We start from the raw sequence: 17,124 nt of genomic DNA, 5'->3' as shown, positions 1-17,124 counted from the left end.
TTGATAACGCACAAGGCCTTACACTTATGACGTGTACCACACGTATTTTCTGCAAAAATTGAAACAAGTTTTTTAAGCGCAAAATATACAAAAAAGACAATGTAAAAGCATGGTTATGGTATGCACTGCTTTGTCTCTTTCGAAATAAGGCCGCAATGTGCGGAGTTGTTTCAATCAGTTAGCTGCGCTTCTGTATCTTCTTTTGTACCCATTTAGCAACATCTTTTGCAGCATCAATTAGGGCAGGGTAGTCAATTTTTAAATATTTGCCGTCCTGATACAGGACTTCACCCGCCACCATAGACATGTGAACCTCGGCTCCGTTTGAAGCATACACCAGATGGGAAACTGGATTATGCATCGGCAGCAGATTAGGCTGTGTGAGGTCAATTGCAATTATATCTGCCTGATTGCCCACTGCAAGAGAACCGATATCTGTCTGTCCCATGCTGCGTGCACCGTTGCGGGTCGCCATATCCAGCACTGTCTGGGCAGTTGCCGCAGTAGGATCAAGAAGCTGAACTTTTTGCAGAAACGCGCATGAAGCCATTTCAGTAAACATGTTCAGGGCGTTGTTTGAAGCAGCGCCGTCTGTTCCTAAGGATACATTGACGCCCTTAGCGAGCATCTTTTCAATTGAAGCGATGCCGGAGGCCAGCTTCATGTTGCTTTCAGGGTTGTGCGCAACGCTGGTGCCGGTTTCTGCAAGCAAGGAAATTTCATCGTCTGTAAGGTCAACTGCATGGGCTATCGTCGTGCGGTTGCTCAGTAATCCTAAGCTGTGCACATACTCCACAGGGCGTTTGCCAAAGCTGTCTATGCAGGCTTTGGTTTCGGCAGGAGTTTCTGCAAGATGAATATGGATCGGCAGATCAAGTTCTTCAGCAACTTCTCTGCAAGTTGTAAGAATTTCCGGTGTAGTGGTGTACACTGCATGGGGCATTACAGCTTGGCGGATAAGCGGCTTGCTGCGCCATTTTGCGTCCATGTCTCGTACAAGTTTTATACCCGTAGTAAAGTCCGGATACGCAGGGGACGGGAATACAAACAATCCCTCGCCGCCAAGGACGCGTAATCCCGATTGATCTACAGCTTTATATGTTGCATCTTCAATAAGATACATATCACAGAAGGAGGTAGTGCCGTACCGTGTCATTTCTGCACATGCCAGCAATGCACCCAGTTCTACCTTTTCCGCAGTTAAATTTTGCTCTACAGGGAAAATGTGGTTGTTGAGCCAGTCCATAAGCGGCAAATCGTCAGCAACGCCGCGCAGCAACGTCATTGCAGCGTGTGTGTGGCTATTGATAAGACCCGGCATAAGCAAGGAGTTTTTTAGTTCCATAACGTTCTTGGAAGCGTACTGTGAACGCACGGCATCTGCCGTGTCTATACACACAATCCTGCCTTGGGAAACAGCAACGCCGCCGTTGTGTATGATGGAACGGGACTCGTCTTGAGTGACGATAATCTCTGCGAATAGTAATGTGTCACAAGACTGCATTCAAAAACTCCTTATTAGCATCCTATATTGTGAGTGCGACACTGTAGTGTATTGTTACTAGTTAAACAAGTCAGGCAGGTTGGTTGATTTTTGATAAGCTCCGTTTGAGACAACAGAAAGAAAAGAGATTCAATAAAAGGATAACGTATGAAAGTAGGCTGCTTGTTGATTCACGGGTGGACAGGGAGTCCGTTCGAGATGGAGCCGTTGGTGGCACCATTGGAGTCAGAGGGGTACGAGGTTCGTAATATAATGTTACCCGGTCATGGAACGTCGTTTGAAGATTTCCAGACGACGGGCTGGACAGATTGGGAATGGGCCGCGGAAAAGGAGTATCAGGAGCTGGCAGCGAAAGTTGATGCAGTTTTCGTGATAGGTCTTTCCATGGGGGGGACATTGGCGTTACACTTAGCTTCAAAGTATCCTGTTGCAGGTGTGGTCTCGCTGGCGGCCCCGTTGTACCTGTATTCGTTTTTTCCGTGGCAGATGAAAGACTGGCGTATTCCTTTTACACCGATCGTGAAGAATTTTAAGCCTGTTTTCCCTTTACGGAGACGCGATGATGAGCACTTACGGATTTCCCCGTGGGTGGGTTATGACGAATTTGTAAGTATGCAGCAATTGCATGAGCTTATGAAAGGGGCAAAAAAAGTGCGTGGTGAGATAACTGCGATTAATGCCCCGATATTAGCGATACAAGCCCCTACAGACAAGAGTGTTCCTTTAGGAAATATTTTTTTAATCGCAAAAAGTGTGTCTTCGAAGGAAGTGACGGTAAAATTGTTACGGATAGAAGAAAAAGTTACAGGACATCACGTGGTTACGACACATATTGAAACTTCCAAGAGGGTGGTAGAGCTGGTGCGAGGTTTTGTGAAAGAGCAAGTTTCTACAAAAATGTAATATTATGAAGTAATATTCTTTATGACAATTTTGTATAAACGCACCGTAACATATTAGTTTAATTGGTGATAATAGCGTAAAAATAATAAATATAAAAACTAAAAATTACAATCTTGACAAATTTGAGACTTTTTTTGTAAATATAATCAACGGCAGCTGCCAGCTAGTGGTAGCCGGCTCCTGTTGGAGATTTTGCTCAGAAAAAAATACGAATGACGCGCTCGGGCGCCTTGTGTACGAGGAGAGATATTTTGCTGTTTAAGCCAATAAGCCAGAATTTTAACGACTTTGTTATCGATCGTGATAAAGATCGCTGTATCAATTGCGAAGTTTGTGTGCGTCAGTGTTCGTATGAAGCCCATTACTGGGATGATGCTCGTCAGTGCGTAAGCCATGACAACACTAAATGTGTAGGCTGTCATCGTTGTGAAGCATTCTGTCCTACCGGTTGCCTTACTATTAAGAAAAATCCGGCAGATTTCAGAGACAATGCTCTTTGGACTCCTACTTACATGAAGCACGTGTACAAGCAGGGCGATACTGGTGGTATTTTGCTTTCCGGCATGGGATCTCCTGCCAAAAAGCCGATCTACTGGGACAACCTTCAACTTGATGCCAGTCAGGTAACCAACCCGTCTATTGACCCGCTTCGCGAGCCAATGGAACTGACCACTTTCCTGGGCGCTAAGCCTGATAAAGTGAGCTTTGAGGAAACCCCTCACGGGCCGAAACTTATTACCAAAATGGCACCGCAGCTTAAGCTTAATTACCCGCTTATGTTCTCCGCTATGTCCTTCGGTTCAATTAACTTGAACCTGCATAAGGCAATGGCAATGGCAGCAACTGAGCTTGGTATTGCTTATAATACCGGTGAGGGTGGTTTGCACCCTGATCTGTACAAGTATGGAGACAATACCATCGTACAGGTTGCATCAGGCCGCTTTGGTGTACACACAGATTATTTGAATGCTGGTCGTGCTGTAGAAATTAAGATCGGTCAGGGTGCTAAGCCGGGTATCGGCGGCCACTTACCGGGTGAAAAGATCGACGAAGAGGTTTCCAAAACCCGTATGTGTCCGGTCGGTTCAGATGCAATTTCTCCTGCACCACACCACGATATTTATTCTATTGAAGATTTGCTTCAGCTTATCTACGCAATTAAGGAATCAACAGAATATAAGGTCCCAGTGTCTGTAAAGATTGCTGCTGTACATAATGCTCCGGCGATTGCTTCCGGTATTGTACGCGCAGGTGCAGATATTGTTGTTATTGACGGCTTCAGAGGTGGTACAGGTGCTGCACCTACCATGATCCGCGATAACGTAGGCATTCCGATGGAACTTGCTCTTGCTGCGGTTGATGACCGTTTGCGTGACGAGGGGATTCGTAACCACGCATCTCTGGTTGTTGCCGGTGGTGTACGCTGTTCTGCGGATGCTATTAAAGCAATTGCACTTGGTGCGGATGCTGTTTACATCGCGACTGCTGCCTTGGTTTCTGTTGGCTGTACTCTTTGTGGACGTTGCTACACAGGTAAATGTCCTTGGGGTATTGCTACCAACGAAGCACGTCTTAAAAAACGTCAGAATCCTGAAGTTGCTGCTAAGCGTCTTGCTAACCTCATCCGCGCATGGGGACACGAGATTCAGGAAATGCTCGGCGGTATGGGACTTAACTCCATTGAAAGCTTGCGTGGTAACCGCGATAAGCTGCGTGGACTTGGTCTTAATAAAACTGAGCTGGACATTCTCGGCGTTAAACACGCAGGACGGTAGATATGCGTAGAGTTTATCCGAATAAAGATGTCTGTATCGGCTGCCACATTTGTGAAGTTGCCTGCCTAACCGTACATTCTGCCAGTAAGGATGTTGTTATTGCCGCTAAAGAAGAGGTGGCAACAGGCTTACAGCCTTGCAAGGCCGTATATGACAAAGGGCAGATCTCTGTAGCCCTCAGTTGTCGTCATTGTGACAACCCATCTTGTGTATCCGCCTGTATATCCGGCGCGTTATACAAAGATCAGGAAACAGGCCGCACTTGTTATAATGAAGAACAGTGTGTCGGCTGCTGGTCATGTCTGATGGCGTGCCCTTACGGTGCGGTTCGCCGCAATGTTACTAAGGGTAAGATTATTAAATGTGACCTGTGCGAAGGCCGCGACATGCCAGCATGCGTGGAAGCCTGTCCTAACGGCGCACTTGTTTACGAATCTCGCTGATAGCAGGAGCTCGCCCATGTCGTATGTAATAGTTGGAAACGGTGTTGCCTCTGTCGGCGCTATCGAAGGGATTCGTAAGGTTGATACAACAACTCCGATTCTCGTAGTAAGCGAAGAAGATACTCCAACATATGGACGTCCGCTGATTTCATATTTTCTTGCAGGAAAAATCGGTCTTGAAAGAGTACGTCTTCGGCCTGATGAATTCTACGAAAAGAACAATGTTGAAGTTAAGCTCAACACCCGTGTAGCTGCCATTGATAACGAAGCGAAGATTATTACCACTGAAGCCGGAGAGCAGATTGAATATACTCAGCTCTTACTGGCAACAGGCGGTGTACCTTTTATGCCTCCACTTAAAGGCATTGAAGGCAGCGGAGTATACAACTTTACTACGTTGAATCACGCTCATATGCTGCTTGATCTTTCGAAAAAGATTCACAGAGTTGTGGTTATCGGTGGTGGTCTTATTGGGCTTAAAGCTGCAGAAGCACTGCGTTACAACGGTCTTTCCACTGCTATTGTCGAACTTGGAAGCCGTGTGCTTTCCGCAGCATTCGACGATGTGGCTGGCAACCTTGTAGCAAAAAGGCTCGAAGAAAAGGGTATTGCAATCCGTTGCGGTACCACAGTGGAAGAAATTCTGCGTACTGAGCAGGGCGATGTTATTGGCGTACGTCTTGCCAATGGCCAGAAGCTGGCTTGTGAAGCTGTCGTTGTTGCCATTGGTGTTGTGCCAAGTCTTGCTCTTGCTAAAGAGGCCGGAATTGCTGTGAACAGAGGCATCAAAGTTGATGACAATATGTGTTCCAGCGCAGACGGTGTGTATGCCGCAGGTGATGTTGCTGAAGCACCGGATATGATTGCACAGGAAGCCAGAGTTACACCAATCTGGCCTAACGCATTCAGTCAGGGCTATCATGCTGGCCTTAATATGGCGAGTGAGAATGCATCTCCGCACCCTGGTGGCTTACCGATGAACGCAATTTCTTTCTACGGGCTGCCTACAGCATCTCTTGGTCATGTAAATCCGGCGGAAGACGAGCCTTGTGAAGTTTTTGCCGAACTTGACGAAGAAAACGGAACATATCGTAAACTGATTTTCCGTGATGAAAAGCTGATAGGCTATGTGCTTGTGGGAGAGGTCGATTTTGCAGGGTTATACACCGGCTTCGTTCGCTTCGGTCTGGATATAACTCCGGACGTGAAGGAAGAGCTTATTGCAGGCCAACCGTCTGCATTGCTCTGGCCGGAAGAAGAATTTGACACAAAGTGGACCCCTGCTGCTGAGTAGAGGGCTTTGGAGATATAGTATGAAAGCTCCCAATGATTTTTGGCATTTTGATAAAGACATCTCAGGTTGTGGTGTCTTTGGGGTACTTGATAAAAAGAAAAAACTGATACCGGGTACTATGCCGATTGACGCAATGTGCACTATGCACGACCGCGGTAACGGCCTTGGTGGTGGTTTTGCTGCATATGGTATTTATCCTGAGCATGCAGATTTGTATGCCTTCCACCTTATGTGTGATGATCAGGCAGGCCTTGACCGCGCTGAAGAGATCATCAAAATGTACTTTGATATTAAGATTTCTGAGCCGATTCCTACCCGTAAGGTGCTAGCCATTAAAGAATCTCCACTTATGTGGCGCTACTTCCTTTCTCCTAAGGTTGATCGTCCAAAGTGGCAGGATCTGAGCGAAGATGATTACGTGGTAAACATCGTTATGCACATTAACAACAGAGTGCAGGGTGCTTTTGTATTCTCCAGTGGCAAAAACATGGGAGCATTCAAGGGTGTCGGGTATCCGGAAGACATCGCTGACTTCTTTAAATTAGATGAATACAGCGGCTATATGTGGACTGGTCATAACCGTTTCCCGACTAACACTCCGGGCTGGTGGGGCGGAGCACATCCGTTTACCCTGTTAGACTGGGCGATTGTTCATAACGGAGAGATTTCCTCCTACGGTATTAACAGACGCTACCTGTGTCAGCATGATTATGAATGTAACATGATGACGGATACTGAAGTTGTTGCATACTTGATTGACCTTCTTATTCGTAAGCACGGTCTTTCCCACGAAATGGCATGTAAAGTTTTTGCTCCGCCATTCTGGGATGAAATTGAGCGTATGCCGGAAGAACAGCGCGAAGCGTACGAAGCGTTGCGTATGGTCTACGGCCCGGCGATGCTCAACGGCCCGTTTGCAATCCTCGTAACCGACAGCGAAGGCATGATGGGACTTAACGACCGCGTTAAGCTTCGTCCGCTCGTTATCGGTGAAAAGGACGATATGGTATTTATGTCCAGTGAAGAGAGCTCCATCCGTGAAGTTTGTCGAGATCTCGACAGAGTATGGGCACCAAAAGCCGGCGAGCCGGTGATTGTGAAGTTGGAGGTCTAGGCATGGCTAAAAAGTGTACCATCGACGCCAAAGGCGTGTACTATCGACAATTGAACGAGCAAATTCGTGAAGCTGTGCGCAACGGTGCAACTGAGATTGAGTTAGAAAATATCTGCGGTCAGCGATACATTGGCAACTCCATCAAAAGCCCTGTTCACTTTCTTATTCACGGTGTTCCGGGACAGGATCTTGCAATGTTCATGCGCGGTGCAACTATCCGCGTAGAAGGCAATGCACAGGACGGCGTAGGCAATACCATGGATGACGGAGAAATCCAGATCAACGGTATGGCTGGCGATGTTCTCGGCTATGCAATGCGTGGCGGCCGTATCCTTATAAAACAGGACGTAGGCTACCGTGTAGGTATCCACATGAAGTCGTACATGGACAAAAAGCCTGTAATCGTAGCTGGCGGTAAAGCTGGTGACTTCCTTGGTGAATACATGGCGGGCGGAGCAATTATCCTTCTCGGTATGGATTCTACCATGGATGAAAGCGCACCGATCACCGGCAGAAGCCTTGGTACCGGAATGCACGCGGGTGTTATTTACATTCGTGGTACTGTTCCAGAATACCAGCTTGGGCCTGGTTTACAGCTCGAAGCTATTAATGAAGAAGACGCTACCTTCATTCGTTCCCATGTCGTAGACTGGGCTGAAGCATTCGATAAGGATGTGGAAGAAGTAATGCAGGGTGAGTTTAAAAAAATAACGCCGTTTTCCCATCGTCCATACGGTAACATGTATGTGGGAACAAACTAGGTTATCAGATAATTATCTGCATACCTTAGAACGTATACGGCTCAGATAGTTTCTTCAAACTGAGGAAATTTCTCCTAAGCTTGACTGATAAACTACCGTAATTCGGAAAGCCTCCATGATTGGCATGGGGGCTTTTCTGTTTTTTGGGATGCACGGATAGATGTATAGCTATTTTTGCAACGGGTAAGGTTTGCAGATAGATGGCATGTCGATATAGGTTTCGTCACCTCGAAAGTCGCGGTGTTGTTTGTCGTAAGAAACTGTGATTATGGATTGCGCGTTGTACGACCCGCCTTTTATTTTTTCATAAAGCATCAGTGTATCATCTTCAACAATGACAAATCGTAGATATCGCTTGTTACTGTCTATAACGAGGGTGTTCTCATTAAACGAAACTGTTTCCTGTGAAAATATTTCTGAGAGATAGTCTGCGCAGTAGTAGCCTAAATTGTTCCCCAGTGAGCTGGATATCGTCCGCATATTAAATGATGTATAAATTGTTTCAGGTGTTATTTTTGCGGCATGAGCGTTGCAACAGAGAGCAAGTACTATAGCAAATGCAAAGAGTAATTTGTTCATATTATCAGCTCCAGATAAACGACGTTATGATGTCTTTAGGGCTTGGTGTCTGTAAGGGTAATGCTCTGTTGTATATAATATTTTAATTTTACTTGATTATTTTTCAAAAGATGTTGCGGGTCGTTTCAGCAGTTTTGTATATACAGTGAATACATAAAGAAGCCTCCATGATTTGCATGGAGGCTTCTTTATGTACAAAGTAGTGAGGGTCGGCTGCAGATAGGATGGATATCAGCAAGGGGTTAAATTTTAATGTTTACATGCGGAGCCTTAACAGCTTTAATTTTTATGTCAGGAGCGCTAACCTTTGGAGTACTTACGTGAGGTACCGCAGCTCCAGTTTTGACAGAAACTTCAGTTGAGATAGTTTCGCCATTAGCTGCTGCCTGTGCTCTTTCTTTCTGGCTCATGTTGTGCTGCTGTTCGACCATTTGGTTGTCAGCTTCTTGTTTTATCTCCTCAACACTTTTTACTCCAGCGTCAGCAGAGACTTGACCGATAAGAGATCTGCGTTCCTGAATCTGAGCTTCCATGTCGCTTCTAGCAGCATCGACTGCAAGAACACTTGCTAGTCCGTCAAGTTTGCTTAGTTGTAATTCTTGTTGGCTCTGGTGGCGTTTCATCATTGCGGCAACGCCATCGGACATAGTTACCGCGTCCTTTGAGAATAAGTTAGAAACAGACGATGCGTCTTCTTTTTTCATTTCCGCCAGACGTTCAGAGGCAGATGTTGCGGAAAGGGATGCTTTTGCAATTGAGCCTTGCTGCTCTTTAAGCAGTGACTCTTGTTGTTTTTTGAGCATCTCTTTCATTTGGTCTTGCATGGATTTCTGTGTCTGGTCGAGTAGTCCGGTAATATCCATAAGTTTCCTCCAGTGGTGTGTGATTACTTACTCTTCGGTGTATCTAATAAAAAGTTAAGAAAAACTAAAGATAATACGTTTTTTATTTATATTTCTATATAGGTCGTAAAAAAAGTTGGATGGGCTGGTTGAGGACAACAAGCTGGTAAAGCCTCACTCAATGTTTATGTGTGTGGTGGCTGGAAAATGGTCAGATAGCGTTACGTCCATTCGTCGCAGGGGGAGTCCTCTTCGGTGTTATGTTTGGAATTGTATCGAGCGGTGCTATGTAAAATGTTAGTTTGTTATACTCTGTAACTATTCATAATTGTCGAATTAGAACGTGTGTTGTGTGGTTGCTGTGGAAGTTTTTTCCTCTTGTGAGTGTCTTGGGGGTGTAGATGCAGATTTGGAGCCAAGTGTGCTGTTTTTGTTCTGCTCTGCAACGCGGCGGCTTCAGTTTCCTTCAGGCTGTGCAGCATTTTTCATCGACATGAGCATGGTGCGTTCATGCATAGTTCATAGTTTTTCCGGGTGTGATAATAGGTAGTACGATATCGCGAGGTGAAGCCTGTTGGGTTGCGGCGTGGTATCTGTTAAGTACGTATGGCGTACAAGGTAGTAACTGCATGCAGGTATGTTGAAACTATACCGTAACAATTGTGGTGTAGGTAACAGTACAAATTAAAGCTGGCTTGCATTGTAAATGCGTGTTCTTTTCTTTTGTTAGAAACACTATCAGTTAAAAATCTTGCATGTTTTCTGACGAAAAGGTACGTGATTCAGGTTTATAGCTTTTTCTCTGTACGAGTAAAAACAAAGGCCAAATTGGCATTAATGTTTACGGGTCGCATTATTTTTTAAGGGTGCATCGATAATCATTTGATTTAATGGCAAACTCAGAGAATATTTTAGTGCGACATTACGTTTTTTTGATAACCGTTAAGGAGTTTTTATGTTCTTTCCAGAAGCAGCATGGGCAATGGGCGCAGTAGGCGGTCAGGCAGGTCAGGAAGGCAGCCCTATCGCAGCCTTCGTACCCCTCGCTTTGATGTTTGTTATCTTTTACTTCCTTCTCATCCGTCCTCAGCAAAAAAGAGCTAAAGAGCACAAAGCTCTGCTTGATAACCTTCAGAAAGGTCAGTCTGTTGTAACCGCCGGTGGTCTTATTGGTACTATCGTAGCGATTAAAGAAGACATCATTTCTGTTGATCTTGGCGACACTACCGTTCAGGTTGGTCGTCAGTACATCTCCGGTCTCAAGCCTTCTGCTGGTGCTGCAAAAAAAGCAAAAGACGGCAAAAAGAAATAATTTATGGAGCAGAAAGCTGGATTTATTCGGTTTTCTGCTTGTTCAGCACAACGCTGTTGTTGTCCCCGAACGATTCTCGTGTCGGGTTTTGCTGTTTGAATAGTATCAAGGAGTTATAATGAGAGAGGGGTTGCGATGGAGATTACTGGTCGCGATTTTTGTGCTCATGGTTGGTGTTGTATATGCACTGCCTAGCATTCCGGCGATCGGAACATCCCCAATCAAAAAGTTCTTACCGGAAGAAAAGGTCAGCCTTGGCCTTGACCTGCAGGGTGGTGTCCACCTTGTTCTTGGTGTAGATGTTGATAAGGCTCTTTCCAATAATCTTTCCCTTATGGGGCAGGATATTCGTACCGTAGCACGCGAAGATAAGATTTTTATTTTACAGCCGCGTCTTGTGCAGAACGATAAGCTTGAGTTTGTACTTCTCAAGTCTTCACAGAAAGATGCCCTTGATGCGTTGCTCGAGAAAAGCTTTAACCGCTTAAATGCGGAATCTACCGTTCTTGATAACAATAAAGTTCGTTACACACTGACGTACACATCGGAATACAAAAAATACGTGTCTGACCTTACCTTGGATCAGGCTGTAAAAACTATCCGTAACCGTGTTGACCAGTTCGGCGTTGCCGAGCCGGATATCCGTAAGCAGCAGGGCTACCGTATTCAGGTACAGCTCCCTGGTCTTAGTGATACCGAGCGTGCAATTAAGATTATCGGTAAAACCGCGCACCTTGAATTTAAAATGGTTCGTGAAGGGGTAGACCCTGCGAAAGCTGCTAAAGGCATTGTTCCTCCGGGCACAGAAGCTATGAAGCAGATGCATCGCAACCCTGACGGCACCTATTCTGAGTCTTTTATTGTTGTGAACACAAGTGCAGCTCTTACAGGCGACACTATTTCTGACGCTCGTGTTGCGTACGATAAGTTCAACAAGCCGTATGTTGCGATTACATTCAACAGCAGTGGCGCACGTCGTTTTGAAGAAATTACCGGTCAGAACGTTAAAAAACGTATGGCTATTGTTCTTGATGATAAAGTGTACTCCGCTCCTGTAATTCAGGAAAAAATCCGCGGCGGCCGCGCGTCCATTTCCGGTAGTTTTACTACTGAAGAAGCACACGATCTTGCTATCGTTCTTCGGGCTGGCTCCTTGCCTGCACCGGTTAAAATCCTTGAAGAACGTTCCGTAGGGCCATCCCTTGGTCAGGAATCTATCGATCAGGGTATTACTGCTACACTCGTAGGTGGCGCGCTCGTAATGGTCTTTATGATGATCTACTACGGTTTCAGCGGCGTTATTGCTAACGTTGTTCTCCTTATGAACATCATATTCATTGTTGCTGGTCTTGCTGCATTTGGTGCGACCCTTACATTACCCGGTATCGCCGGCATCATCCTTACCCTTGGTATGGCTGTTGATGCTAACGTTATTATCTTTGAACGTATCCGCGAAGAAGTTCGCCGCGGACTTACTCCGTTCAAAGCCGTTGAGCAAGGTTTCTCCAGTGCTACTCTGACAATTTTTGACGCAAACGTGACTACATTGCTTGCGGCAATCATTCTTTACCAGTTCGGCACAGGCCCAATTCGTGGTTTTGCGGTAACGCTTAGCCTCGGTATCTTGGCTTCAATGTTCACAGCTATCTTCTGCGCACGTATCATCTTTGGTCTCTGGATCAACGGTAAGCCGGGCAGAAAGCTCAGCATATAAGGAGATAGATTATGGGTCTGAGCATTATTAAGCCAGATAGCAAGATTGATTTCATCGGATTGCGTAAATTTACTATTGCGCTGTCTCTTGTGATTATGTTGCTTGGCATCGGTTCTCTTATTCTTCAGGGCGGTCCAAAGTACGGCATCGACTTCTCCGGTGGTGTGCTTGCGCAGGTTAACTTTGAGCAGGCTGTAGCTCCTCAGGATATTAAGGACAGCCTCGCAGGTGCTAACCTTCAGGGCCTTTCCGTACAGCGTTTTGGTGAAGGCGACACAGACTACCTTTTGCGTATTTCTTCTGTTGGAAAAGCCGATACAAGACTTCCGCAAATTTTGAAGAAGCAGTTTGGCCAGAATATGCCAAACAATGTGTTTTCTATCGAACGTCTCGATATGGTTGGCCCAAAAATTGGTGCTGATCTGCGTTCCGCAGCGTTAGAAGCATTGTACTTTGCAGTACTCCTTATTGCTATCTACATCTCCGGTCGATTCGAGCAGCGCTGGTTTACTGCCGGTATCATGGCTGCAGGGCTTGCAACCGGTATGTACGTCCTTGATCTGGTCGGTGCACCAAAGCAGATGCAGGTTCTTATCGCCATGCTGCTTACTCTCGGCATCTGCTGGAAGCTTAAGCTCAACTATGCACTTGGTGCGGTTGTTGCGCTTATTCACGACGTTCTTATTACAATCGGTGTTCTTTCTATTCTCGGTAAAGAGTTTGACTTAACCATCGTGGCAGCATTGCTGACCATCGTTGGTTACTCATTGAACGATACCATCATTGTATTTGACCGTATCCGTGAAAATATCTTCCAGCGTTCTGCACCAACCTACGGTGAAGTAATCAACAAAGCTGTTAACCAGACTTTAAGTCGTACTTTGCTGACTTCCTGTACTACGTTGCTGGTACTGGTTTCTCTTTTCTTCTTCGGCGGCGGAATTATCCACGACTTCGCACTGACTCTTCTTGTCGGTGTGACCGTAGGTACCTATTCCTCCATCTTCGTTGCGAGCCCGGTGCTTTACGCATTCAGCCCGGACGAAATACCGGAGCCAGTAGTGGAATCTCATAACCACGCAGACGGTAGTGTGTAACTTCCTTTCGCTATGTTGATATAAAGACGCCCCTTTGGGGGCGTCTTTTTTTTGGGCTTCTGGAAGAGACAAAGAGTTATCAATGGTTGTGCTATTGATCTTTTTTCATTCTTGATGGTATGTTATGTATTAAATCTGTAGTTTCGAACGTAATGGAGGGTTACAATGAAAAAAGCGGCAGTCTGTTTTGCAATCTTCAGCCTTCTTCTGGCTGGTGTCTCCTTGGGAATGGCAGAGGATACCGGTGGCAAAAAAATTTATGCAACATGCGTTGGTTGTCATGGCGTAAACGGTGAAACCATGGCTCTTGGGGTAAGTAAGCCGCTTAAAGGCCAGACCGCAGATCAGGTTCTTGAAAAACTCAATGGCTACGCAGCAGGCACATTTGGTGGAAATAAAAAAGGTGTCATGATGTCTATTGCAAAGCGTTTGAAAGAAGAAGATCGTGTGAAAGTGGCGGAGTATATTAGTACATTTGAGTAGCAAACAAGATCGGGTGGGGCCGCCTGTAGTTCAACAACTCGGCGTAGTGCGTGTATTGCGCATTGCTCTTGCTGTAGCTCTTAGTATGTGGAAATGAGTCAGCGCAGACCTCGAGTCAGCGCACTGAAACACAATGTTATTTGTATGACTCTTTTTATCCGTTGAACCAAATTATATATCATTTACGCGTTAGATGATGCACTTTTAACCTTATGCATAATGATTCCGAGCAGTCCAGTGAGTCCATGACGCAAAAAATATAAACAGGGGAGGGAAGATGAATGTCTATCGCTTAGAAGCTAAGACGGATATGCGCAGATTTATTTCCAACCTGCAAGTGTTGGCACGCATCCCTGTTTCAGTTGCGGTGGCTGCTATATCTATGCTCGGCTATCTTCTTTATTCACCGGAGTTTTCATGCGCTCTGTTTGCAGCAGGTTTTGGGAGCTTTTTTCTCTGCGCCGGTTGTTCCGCTCTTAATCAGGTGCAGGAAAAACGCACAGACGGGTACTTTTCCCGCACGATGTCGCGGCCTCTTCCACAAGGCTATATAAGCTCACGGACGGCCCTTATGATCGCTGTGCTGTGGATTGCACTGGCTGTAAGTTTTTATGCCATGACCCTGTCCAGCCGGACACTGCTTCTCACTTTCATGGTACTTGTAATTTATAACGGGCTGTATACCGCTATGAAGCGTCGAACTCCGTTTGCGCTGCTGATCGGCAGCGTGGCTGGCGCAATGCCGCCGCTTATGGGGTGGGTTGCCGCTGGTGGAAGTATGTTTGACCCGCTTATCCTTACCAATTTTATTATCTGGTACCTTGTGCAGATCCCGCATGCTTGGCTGCGCATCTACGAACACAAAGAAGAGTACTTATCACGTTTCAGTCCTATCCCTGTCAGTTACTTCGTTATTACGCATCAAAAAATGCTTATGCGTGTCTGGTACTTTGCGTATGTATGCAGTGTAATGCTCTTTGCTCTTGTATGTACCCGGGGGCTTGGTGTCCCTTCTCTTGTTGGAACAATATTGGGGAGTGTTTTTTTACTTGGGAGTATGGTTCCGTTAACGCGGCTTATCACCGTTTATCTTTTTGATATTGCCTCAGCATGCTTATTGATGGGGGCGGTTATCGTACAACTTTAGTCGCTTCGGGGGCTATTCTATGATTCAGGAAGCAAAGTTATATCTGTATATTCATCCGGTCATTCAATTGCTGGGCACCATTTTTGGGTATTTTGCTCTACTCTGGGGGCTCAAGCGTTTCTTAATTGCTCATGGTAAGATGAAGCTTGTTTTTCCGTGGAAGCAGCATGTCTTGTATGGAAAAATTGCAACTTCACTATGGCTTGTCGGCCTTGCTTTCGGGGTGTATTTCACTCGGGAGGAGTGGCAGTATTGTCGGATCACAGGGGCACATTATACGTTGGGTGTAATTGCTTTTCTGTTCGTGCTCGGCACTTTTCTCACCGGATACTGGATGGAGCTTTTTAAAAAGAAACGCGTGTATCTGTCTGTAACCCACGGCCTGTTGGGGGTTCTTCTTTGTATTCTTGTTTTTCTTCAGATAGTTACGGGTGTTCAGGTTTTGTCGTTATTTCTTTGGTAAGCGTAGTTTCGTAATAAAAAGATCAAAAAAAAAAGCAACATCAAAAAGATGTTGCTTTTTTAGTATGTAAGACAGTCTAAATAAAATCGATATACTATTTAGTCTTAGTCTGCCCTGTAATGGCAGCCTATGCTGTTAGTATTTCTTTTCGCTGCCATGGTAATGATATACGCGGTAAGGCAGCCGTGGAAAAGATCAATAAGCCTTTTTGAGAGCGGCGTGCTCTTGTAGAAGTTATGCAGGTGCTTGGACAGATCCCGCATGTCTTCGTGAGCGCGTGCAAGGCGCTGGGAAGTACGGGTGATCCCTACATAGTTCCACATAGTGTTGCGGATTCTGTTCCAATCCTGTGCAATAAGGGCAGGATCGTCGTTATGGTCATGACCGAGCGGCTTCCAGTCTGGAACGGCGTTACGCAAGTCTTGACTTGCAGGAACGTGTGCACTTTTTTTGATATGGCTAGCTGCAGTATCTGCCCATACAAGAGCCTCGAGCAGAGAGGTGGAAGCAAGGCGGTTGGCGCCATGCACACCTGTGCAGCTGCATTCACCCACAGCGTAGAGACGCGCAACAGTGGTTCTACCATGTTCGTTAACCAGAATACCACCACAGCTGTAGTGCGCTGCCGGAACAACCGGTACAGGATCTTTGAGGATGTCGATACCGAGTTCAAGGCAACGCTTGAAGATGGTAGGGAAGCGTTTTGCAAGGTCGTGCTTCATTGCTGAAGTATCAAGGTAGACGCAGTCATCGTCGTTTTTGAGCATTTCGTCTACGATAGAGCGCGCAACAATATCACGCGGTGCTAAATCTGCACGTTTATCGTACTTAGGCATGAAATACTCACCCTTGGAGTTCATAAGCTTGGCACCTTCGCCGCGCATTGCTTCCGTAATCAGGAATTTTTGCCCGGAATGGTGGTGGAAAGCTGTAGGGTGGAATTGAACAAACTCCATGTTATGCACGGTTGCACCGGCACGGAAACCCATTGCTACACCGGAACCGATGGATCCGTGAGGGTTAGTCGTGTGCAGGTAAATCTGACCGATGCCGCCGGTGGCAACAATGGTGTAGTCTGCAAACATGGTTTCAACGCGCTCTTCGTCTTCATTATAGACGTACGCACCGAGACATTCGTTCTCCAGTTCGTATTTGAACTGAGGATTGTCAGTGTGGTGGTGACTGGTGAGCAGGTCGATAGCTGTTCTTTTTTTCATGACGGTTATGTTTGGATGAATCATGATTTCACGAATCAAACCATCCATAATCGCGCGGCCTGTGTAGTCTGCACAGTGCAGAATACGCGGGGTTTCGTGTCCGCCTTCCCTGGTTAAATCCCATTCGCACTCGGAAGGTGCCTTTTGTCTGGCAAAAGGAATACCGAGGCGTTTAACCAGAATGTTTTCCACAGCATGCGGCCCTAAGGTTGCAATGTTGTGAACGGCTTTTAAAGAGTTATAATTATGTCCGGCAGTTAAGATGTCCTTTTCAAGCTGCTTGTGGTCGTTATCATCTGATTTAAAAACGATTCCACCTTGAGCAAGGGGAGAGTTGCCGTGATCCAGACAAGAACTACTTGTAATAAGTGTACAATGTACACCTTCGTCAGCAAGGCGCAGGGCAGCGGTACAACCGGCAATGCCGGAACCGATGACGAGCACTGTTGTGTAATGACGGATATCACTCATTACAA

The 17,124-nt window shown here is 46.0% G+C and carries 16 protein-coding genes; 12 read left to right on the top strand and 4 right to left on the bottom strand.

The window, feature by feature from the left end; genetic code table 11:
• Positions 1-178: 178 nt before the first annotated feature.
• Positions 179-1,504, bottom strand: coding sequence for an amidohydrolase (locus F461_RS0115725; RefSeq protein ID WP_020002119.1), 1,326 nt, complete (start codon positions 1,502-1,504; stop codon positions 179-181).
• Between the two features lie 147 nt (positions 1,505-1,651).
• On the opposite strand from F461_RS0115725, the gene F461_RS0115720 reads away from it, so the two are divergent.
• The 6 genes from F461_RS0115720 to F461_RS0115695 all read left to right on the top strand — a co-directional run bounded on the left by F461_RS0115720 (position 1,652) and on the right by F461_RS0115695 (position 7,794).
• Positions 1,652-2,407, top strand: a complete 756-nt coding sequence (locus F461_RS0115720; RefSeq protein ID WP_020002118.1) for an alpha/beta hydrolase — start codon at positions 1,652-1,654, stop codon at positions 2,405-2,407.
• A 251-nt stretch (positions 2,408-2,658) separates the two neighbouring features.
• On the top strand, positions 2,659-4,182 hold the full coding sequence (locus F461_RS0115715) for a glutamate synthase-related protein (protein WP_020002117.1): 1,524 nt from the start codon (positions 2,659-2,661) through the stop codon (positions 4,180-4,182).
• Positions 4,183-4,184: 2 nt separating this feature from the next.
• The gene (locus tag F461_RS0115710) at positions 4,185-4,625 is read left to right on the top strand and encodes a 4Fe-4S dicluster domain-containing protein (RefSeq protein ID WP_020002116.1); all 441 of its coding nucleotides are present in this window, start codon (positions 4,185-4,187) and stop codon (positions 4,623-4,625) included.
• A gap of 16 nt (positions 4,626-4,641) precedes the next feature.
• Positions 4,642-5,919, top strand: a complete 1,278-nt coding sequence (locus tag F461_RS0115705; protein ID WP_020002115.1) for an NAD(P)/FAD-dependent oxidoreductase — start codon at positions 4,642-4,644, stop codon at positions 5,917-5,919.
• Between the two features lie 19 nt (positions 5,920-5,938).
• On the top strand, positions 5,939-7,033 hold the full coding sequence (locus tag F461_RS0115700) for a class II glutamine amidotransferase (protein ID WP_020002114.1): 1,095 nt from the start codon (positions 5,939-5,941) through the stop codon (positions 7,031-7,033).
• Between the two features lie 2 nt (positions 7,034-7,035).
• On the top strand, positions 7,036-7,794 hold the full coding sequence (locus F461_RS0115695; protein WP_020002113.1) for a GltB/FmdC/FwdC-like GXGXG domain-containing protein: 759 nt from the start codon (positions 7,036-7,038) through the stop codon (positions 7,792-7,794).
• Positions 7,795-7,962: 168 nt separating this feature from the next.
• On the opposite strand, the gene F461_RS0115690 is transcribed toward F461_RS0115695, so the two are convergent.
• Together F461_RS0115690 and F461_RS0115685 are read right to left on the bottom strand one after the other, a co-directional pair.
• Positions 7,963-8,373, bottom strand: coding sequence for a hypothetical protein (locus tag F461_RS0115690; protein ID WP_020002112.1), 411 nt, complete (start codon positions 8,371-8,373; stop codon positions 7,963-7,965).
• Between the two features lie 242 nt (positions 8,374-8,615).
• The gene (locus F461_RS0115685) at positions 8,616-9,236 is read right to left on the bottom strand and encodes a hypothetical protein (RefSeq protein WP_020002111.1); all 621 of its coding nucleotides are present in this window, start codon (positions 9,234-9,236) and stop codon (positions 8,616-8,618) included.
• 934 nt (positions 9,237-10,170) lie between these two features.
• Here F461_RS0115685 and yajC point away from each other — a divergent pair.
• The 6 genes from yajC to F461_RS0115655 all read left to right on the top strand — a co-directional run bounded on the left by yajC (position 10,171) and on the right by F461_RS0115655 (position 15,431).
• Positions 10,171-10,527 carry a preprotein translocase subunit YajC gene (gene yajC / locus F461_RS0115680; RefSeq protein WP_020002110.1) on the top strand — a complete coding sequence of 119 codons (357 nt, stop codon included), beginning with the start codon at positions 10,171-10,173 and terminating at the stop codon, positions 10,525-10,527.
• 118 nt (positions 10,528-10,645) lie between these two features.
• Entirely contained in the window at positions 10,646-12,241 is a 1,596-nt protein-coding gene (gene secD, locus F461_RS0115675; protein ID WP_020002109.1) for a protein translocase subunit SecD, read from the top strand.
• An 11-nt stretch (positions 12,242-12,252) separates the two neighbouring features.
• A complete protein-coding gene (gene secF / locus F461_RS0115670; RefSeq protein WP_020002108.1) occupies positions 12,253-13,338 on the top strand; it encodes a protein translocase subunit SecF in 1,086 nt (361 codons plus the stop codon).
• Between the two features lie 165 nt (positions 13,339-13,503).
• Positions 13,504-13,821: a c-type cytochrome gene (locus F461_RS0115665; protein ID WP_020002107.1), complete on the top strand. Its 318-nt coding sequence runs from the start codon at positions 13,504-13,506 to the stop codon at positions 13,819-13,821.
• Between the two features lie 277 nt (positions 13,822-14,098).
• Positions 14,099-14,968, top strand: a complete 870-nt coding sequence (locus tag F461_RS18835) for a UbiA family prenyltransferase (protein ID WP_020002106.1) — start codon at positions 14,099-14,101, stop codon at positions 14,966-14,968.
• A 19-nt stretch (positions 14,969-14,987) separates the two neighbouring features.
• Positions 14,988-15,431, top strand: coding sequence for a hypothetical protein (locus F461_RS0115655; RefSeq protein ID WP_020002105.1), 444 nt, complete (start codon positions 14,988-14,990; stop codon positions 15,429-15,431).
• Positions 15,432-15,535: 104 nt separating this feature from the next.
• On the opposite strand, the gene nadB is transcribed toward F461_RS0115655, so the two are convergent.
• The gene (gene nadB / locus F461_RS0115650) at positions 15,536-17,119 is read right to left on the bottom strand and encodes an L-aspartate oxidase (RefSeq protein ID WP_020002104.1); all 1,584 of its coding nucleotides are present in this window, start codon (positions 17,117-17,119) and stop codon (positions 15,536-15,538) included.
• Between the last annotated feature and the right edge of the window lie 5 nt (positions 17,120-17,124).

Origin of the sequence: Halodesulfovibrio aestuarii DSM 17919 = ATCC 29578 (assembly GCF_000384815.1) — a bacterium.
Taxonomy (GTDB): Bacteria; Desulfobacterota; Desulfovibrionia; order Desulfovibrionales; family Desulfovibrionaceae; genus Halodesulfovibrio; species Halodesulfovibrio aestuarii.
Note: the sequence above shows the minus strand (reverse complement) of the source record. Positions and strands in the feature narration are given on the sequence as shown.

Coding starts and splice junctions, on each gene's coding strand:
- F461_RS0115655 (WP_020002105.1), top strand. CDS start 14,988: ATGATTCAGGAAGCAAAGTTATATCTGTATATTCATCCGGTCATTCAA.
- F461_RS0115720 (WP_020002118.1), top strand. CDS start 1,652: ATGAAAGTAGGCTGCTTGTTGATTCACGGGTGGACAGGGAGTCCGTTC.
- nadB (WP_020002104.1), bottom strand. CDS start 17,119: ATGAGTGATATCCGTCATTACACAACAGTGCTCGTCATCGGTTCCGGC.
- F461_RS0115690 (WP_020002112.1), bottom strand. CDS start 8,373: ATGAACAAATTACTCTTTGCATTTGCTATAGTACTTGCTCTCTGTTGC.
- F461_RS18835 (WP_020002106.1), top strand. CDS start 14,099: ATGAATGTCTATCGCTTAGAAGCTAAGACGGATATGCGCAGATTTATT.
- F461_RS0115710 (WP_020002116.1), top strand. CDS start 4,185: ATGCGTAGAGTTTATCCGAATAAAGATGTCTGTATCGGCTGCCACATT.
- F461_RS0115685 (WP_020002111.1), bottom strand. CDS start 9,236: ATGGATATTACCGGACTACTCGACCAGACACAGAAATCCATGCAAGAC.
- F461_RS0115700 (WP_020002114.1), top strand. CDS start 5,939: ATGAAAGCTCCCAATGATTTTTGGCATTTTGATAAAGACATCTCAGGT.
- secF (WP_020002108.1), top strand. CDS start 12,253: ATGGGTCTGAGCATTATTAAGCCAGATAGCAAGATTGATTTCATCGGA.
- F461_RS0115725 (WP_020002119.1), bottom strand. CDS start 1,504: ATGCAGTCTTGTGACACATTACTATTCGCAGAGATTATCGTCACTCAA.
- F461_RS0115705 (WP_020002115.1), top strand. CDS start 4,642: ATGTCGTATGTAATAGTTGGAAACGGTGTTGCCTCTGTCGGCGCTATC.
- secD (WP_020002109.1), top strand. CDS start 10,646: ATGAGAGAGGGGTTGCGATGGAGATTACTGGTCGCGATTTTTGTGCTC.
- F461_RS0115665 (WP_020002107.1), top strand. CDS start 13,504: ATGAAAAAAGCGGCAGTCTGTTTTGCAATCTTCAGCCTTCTTCTGGCT.
- F461_RS0115695 (WP_020002113.1), top strand. CDS start 7,036: ATGGCTAAAAAGTGTACCATCGACGCCAAAGGCGTGTACTATCGACAA.
- yajC (WP_020002110.1), top strand. CDS start 10,171: ATGTTCTTTCCAGAAGCAGCATGGGCAATGGGCGCAGTAGGCGGTCAG.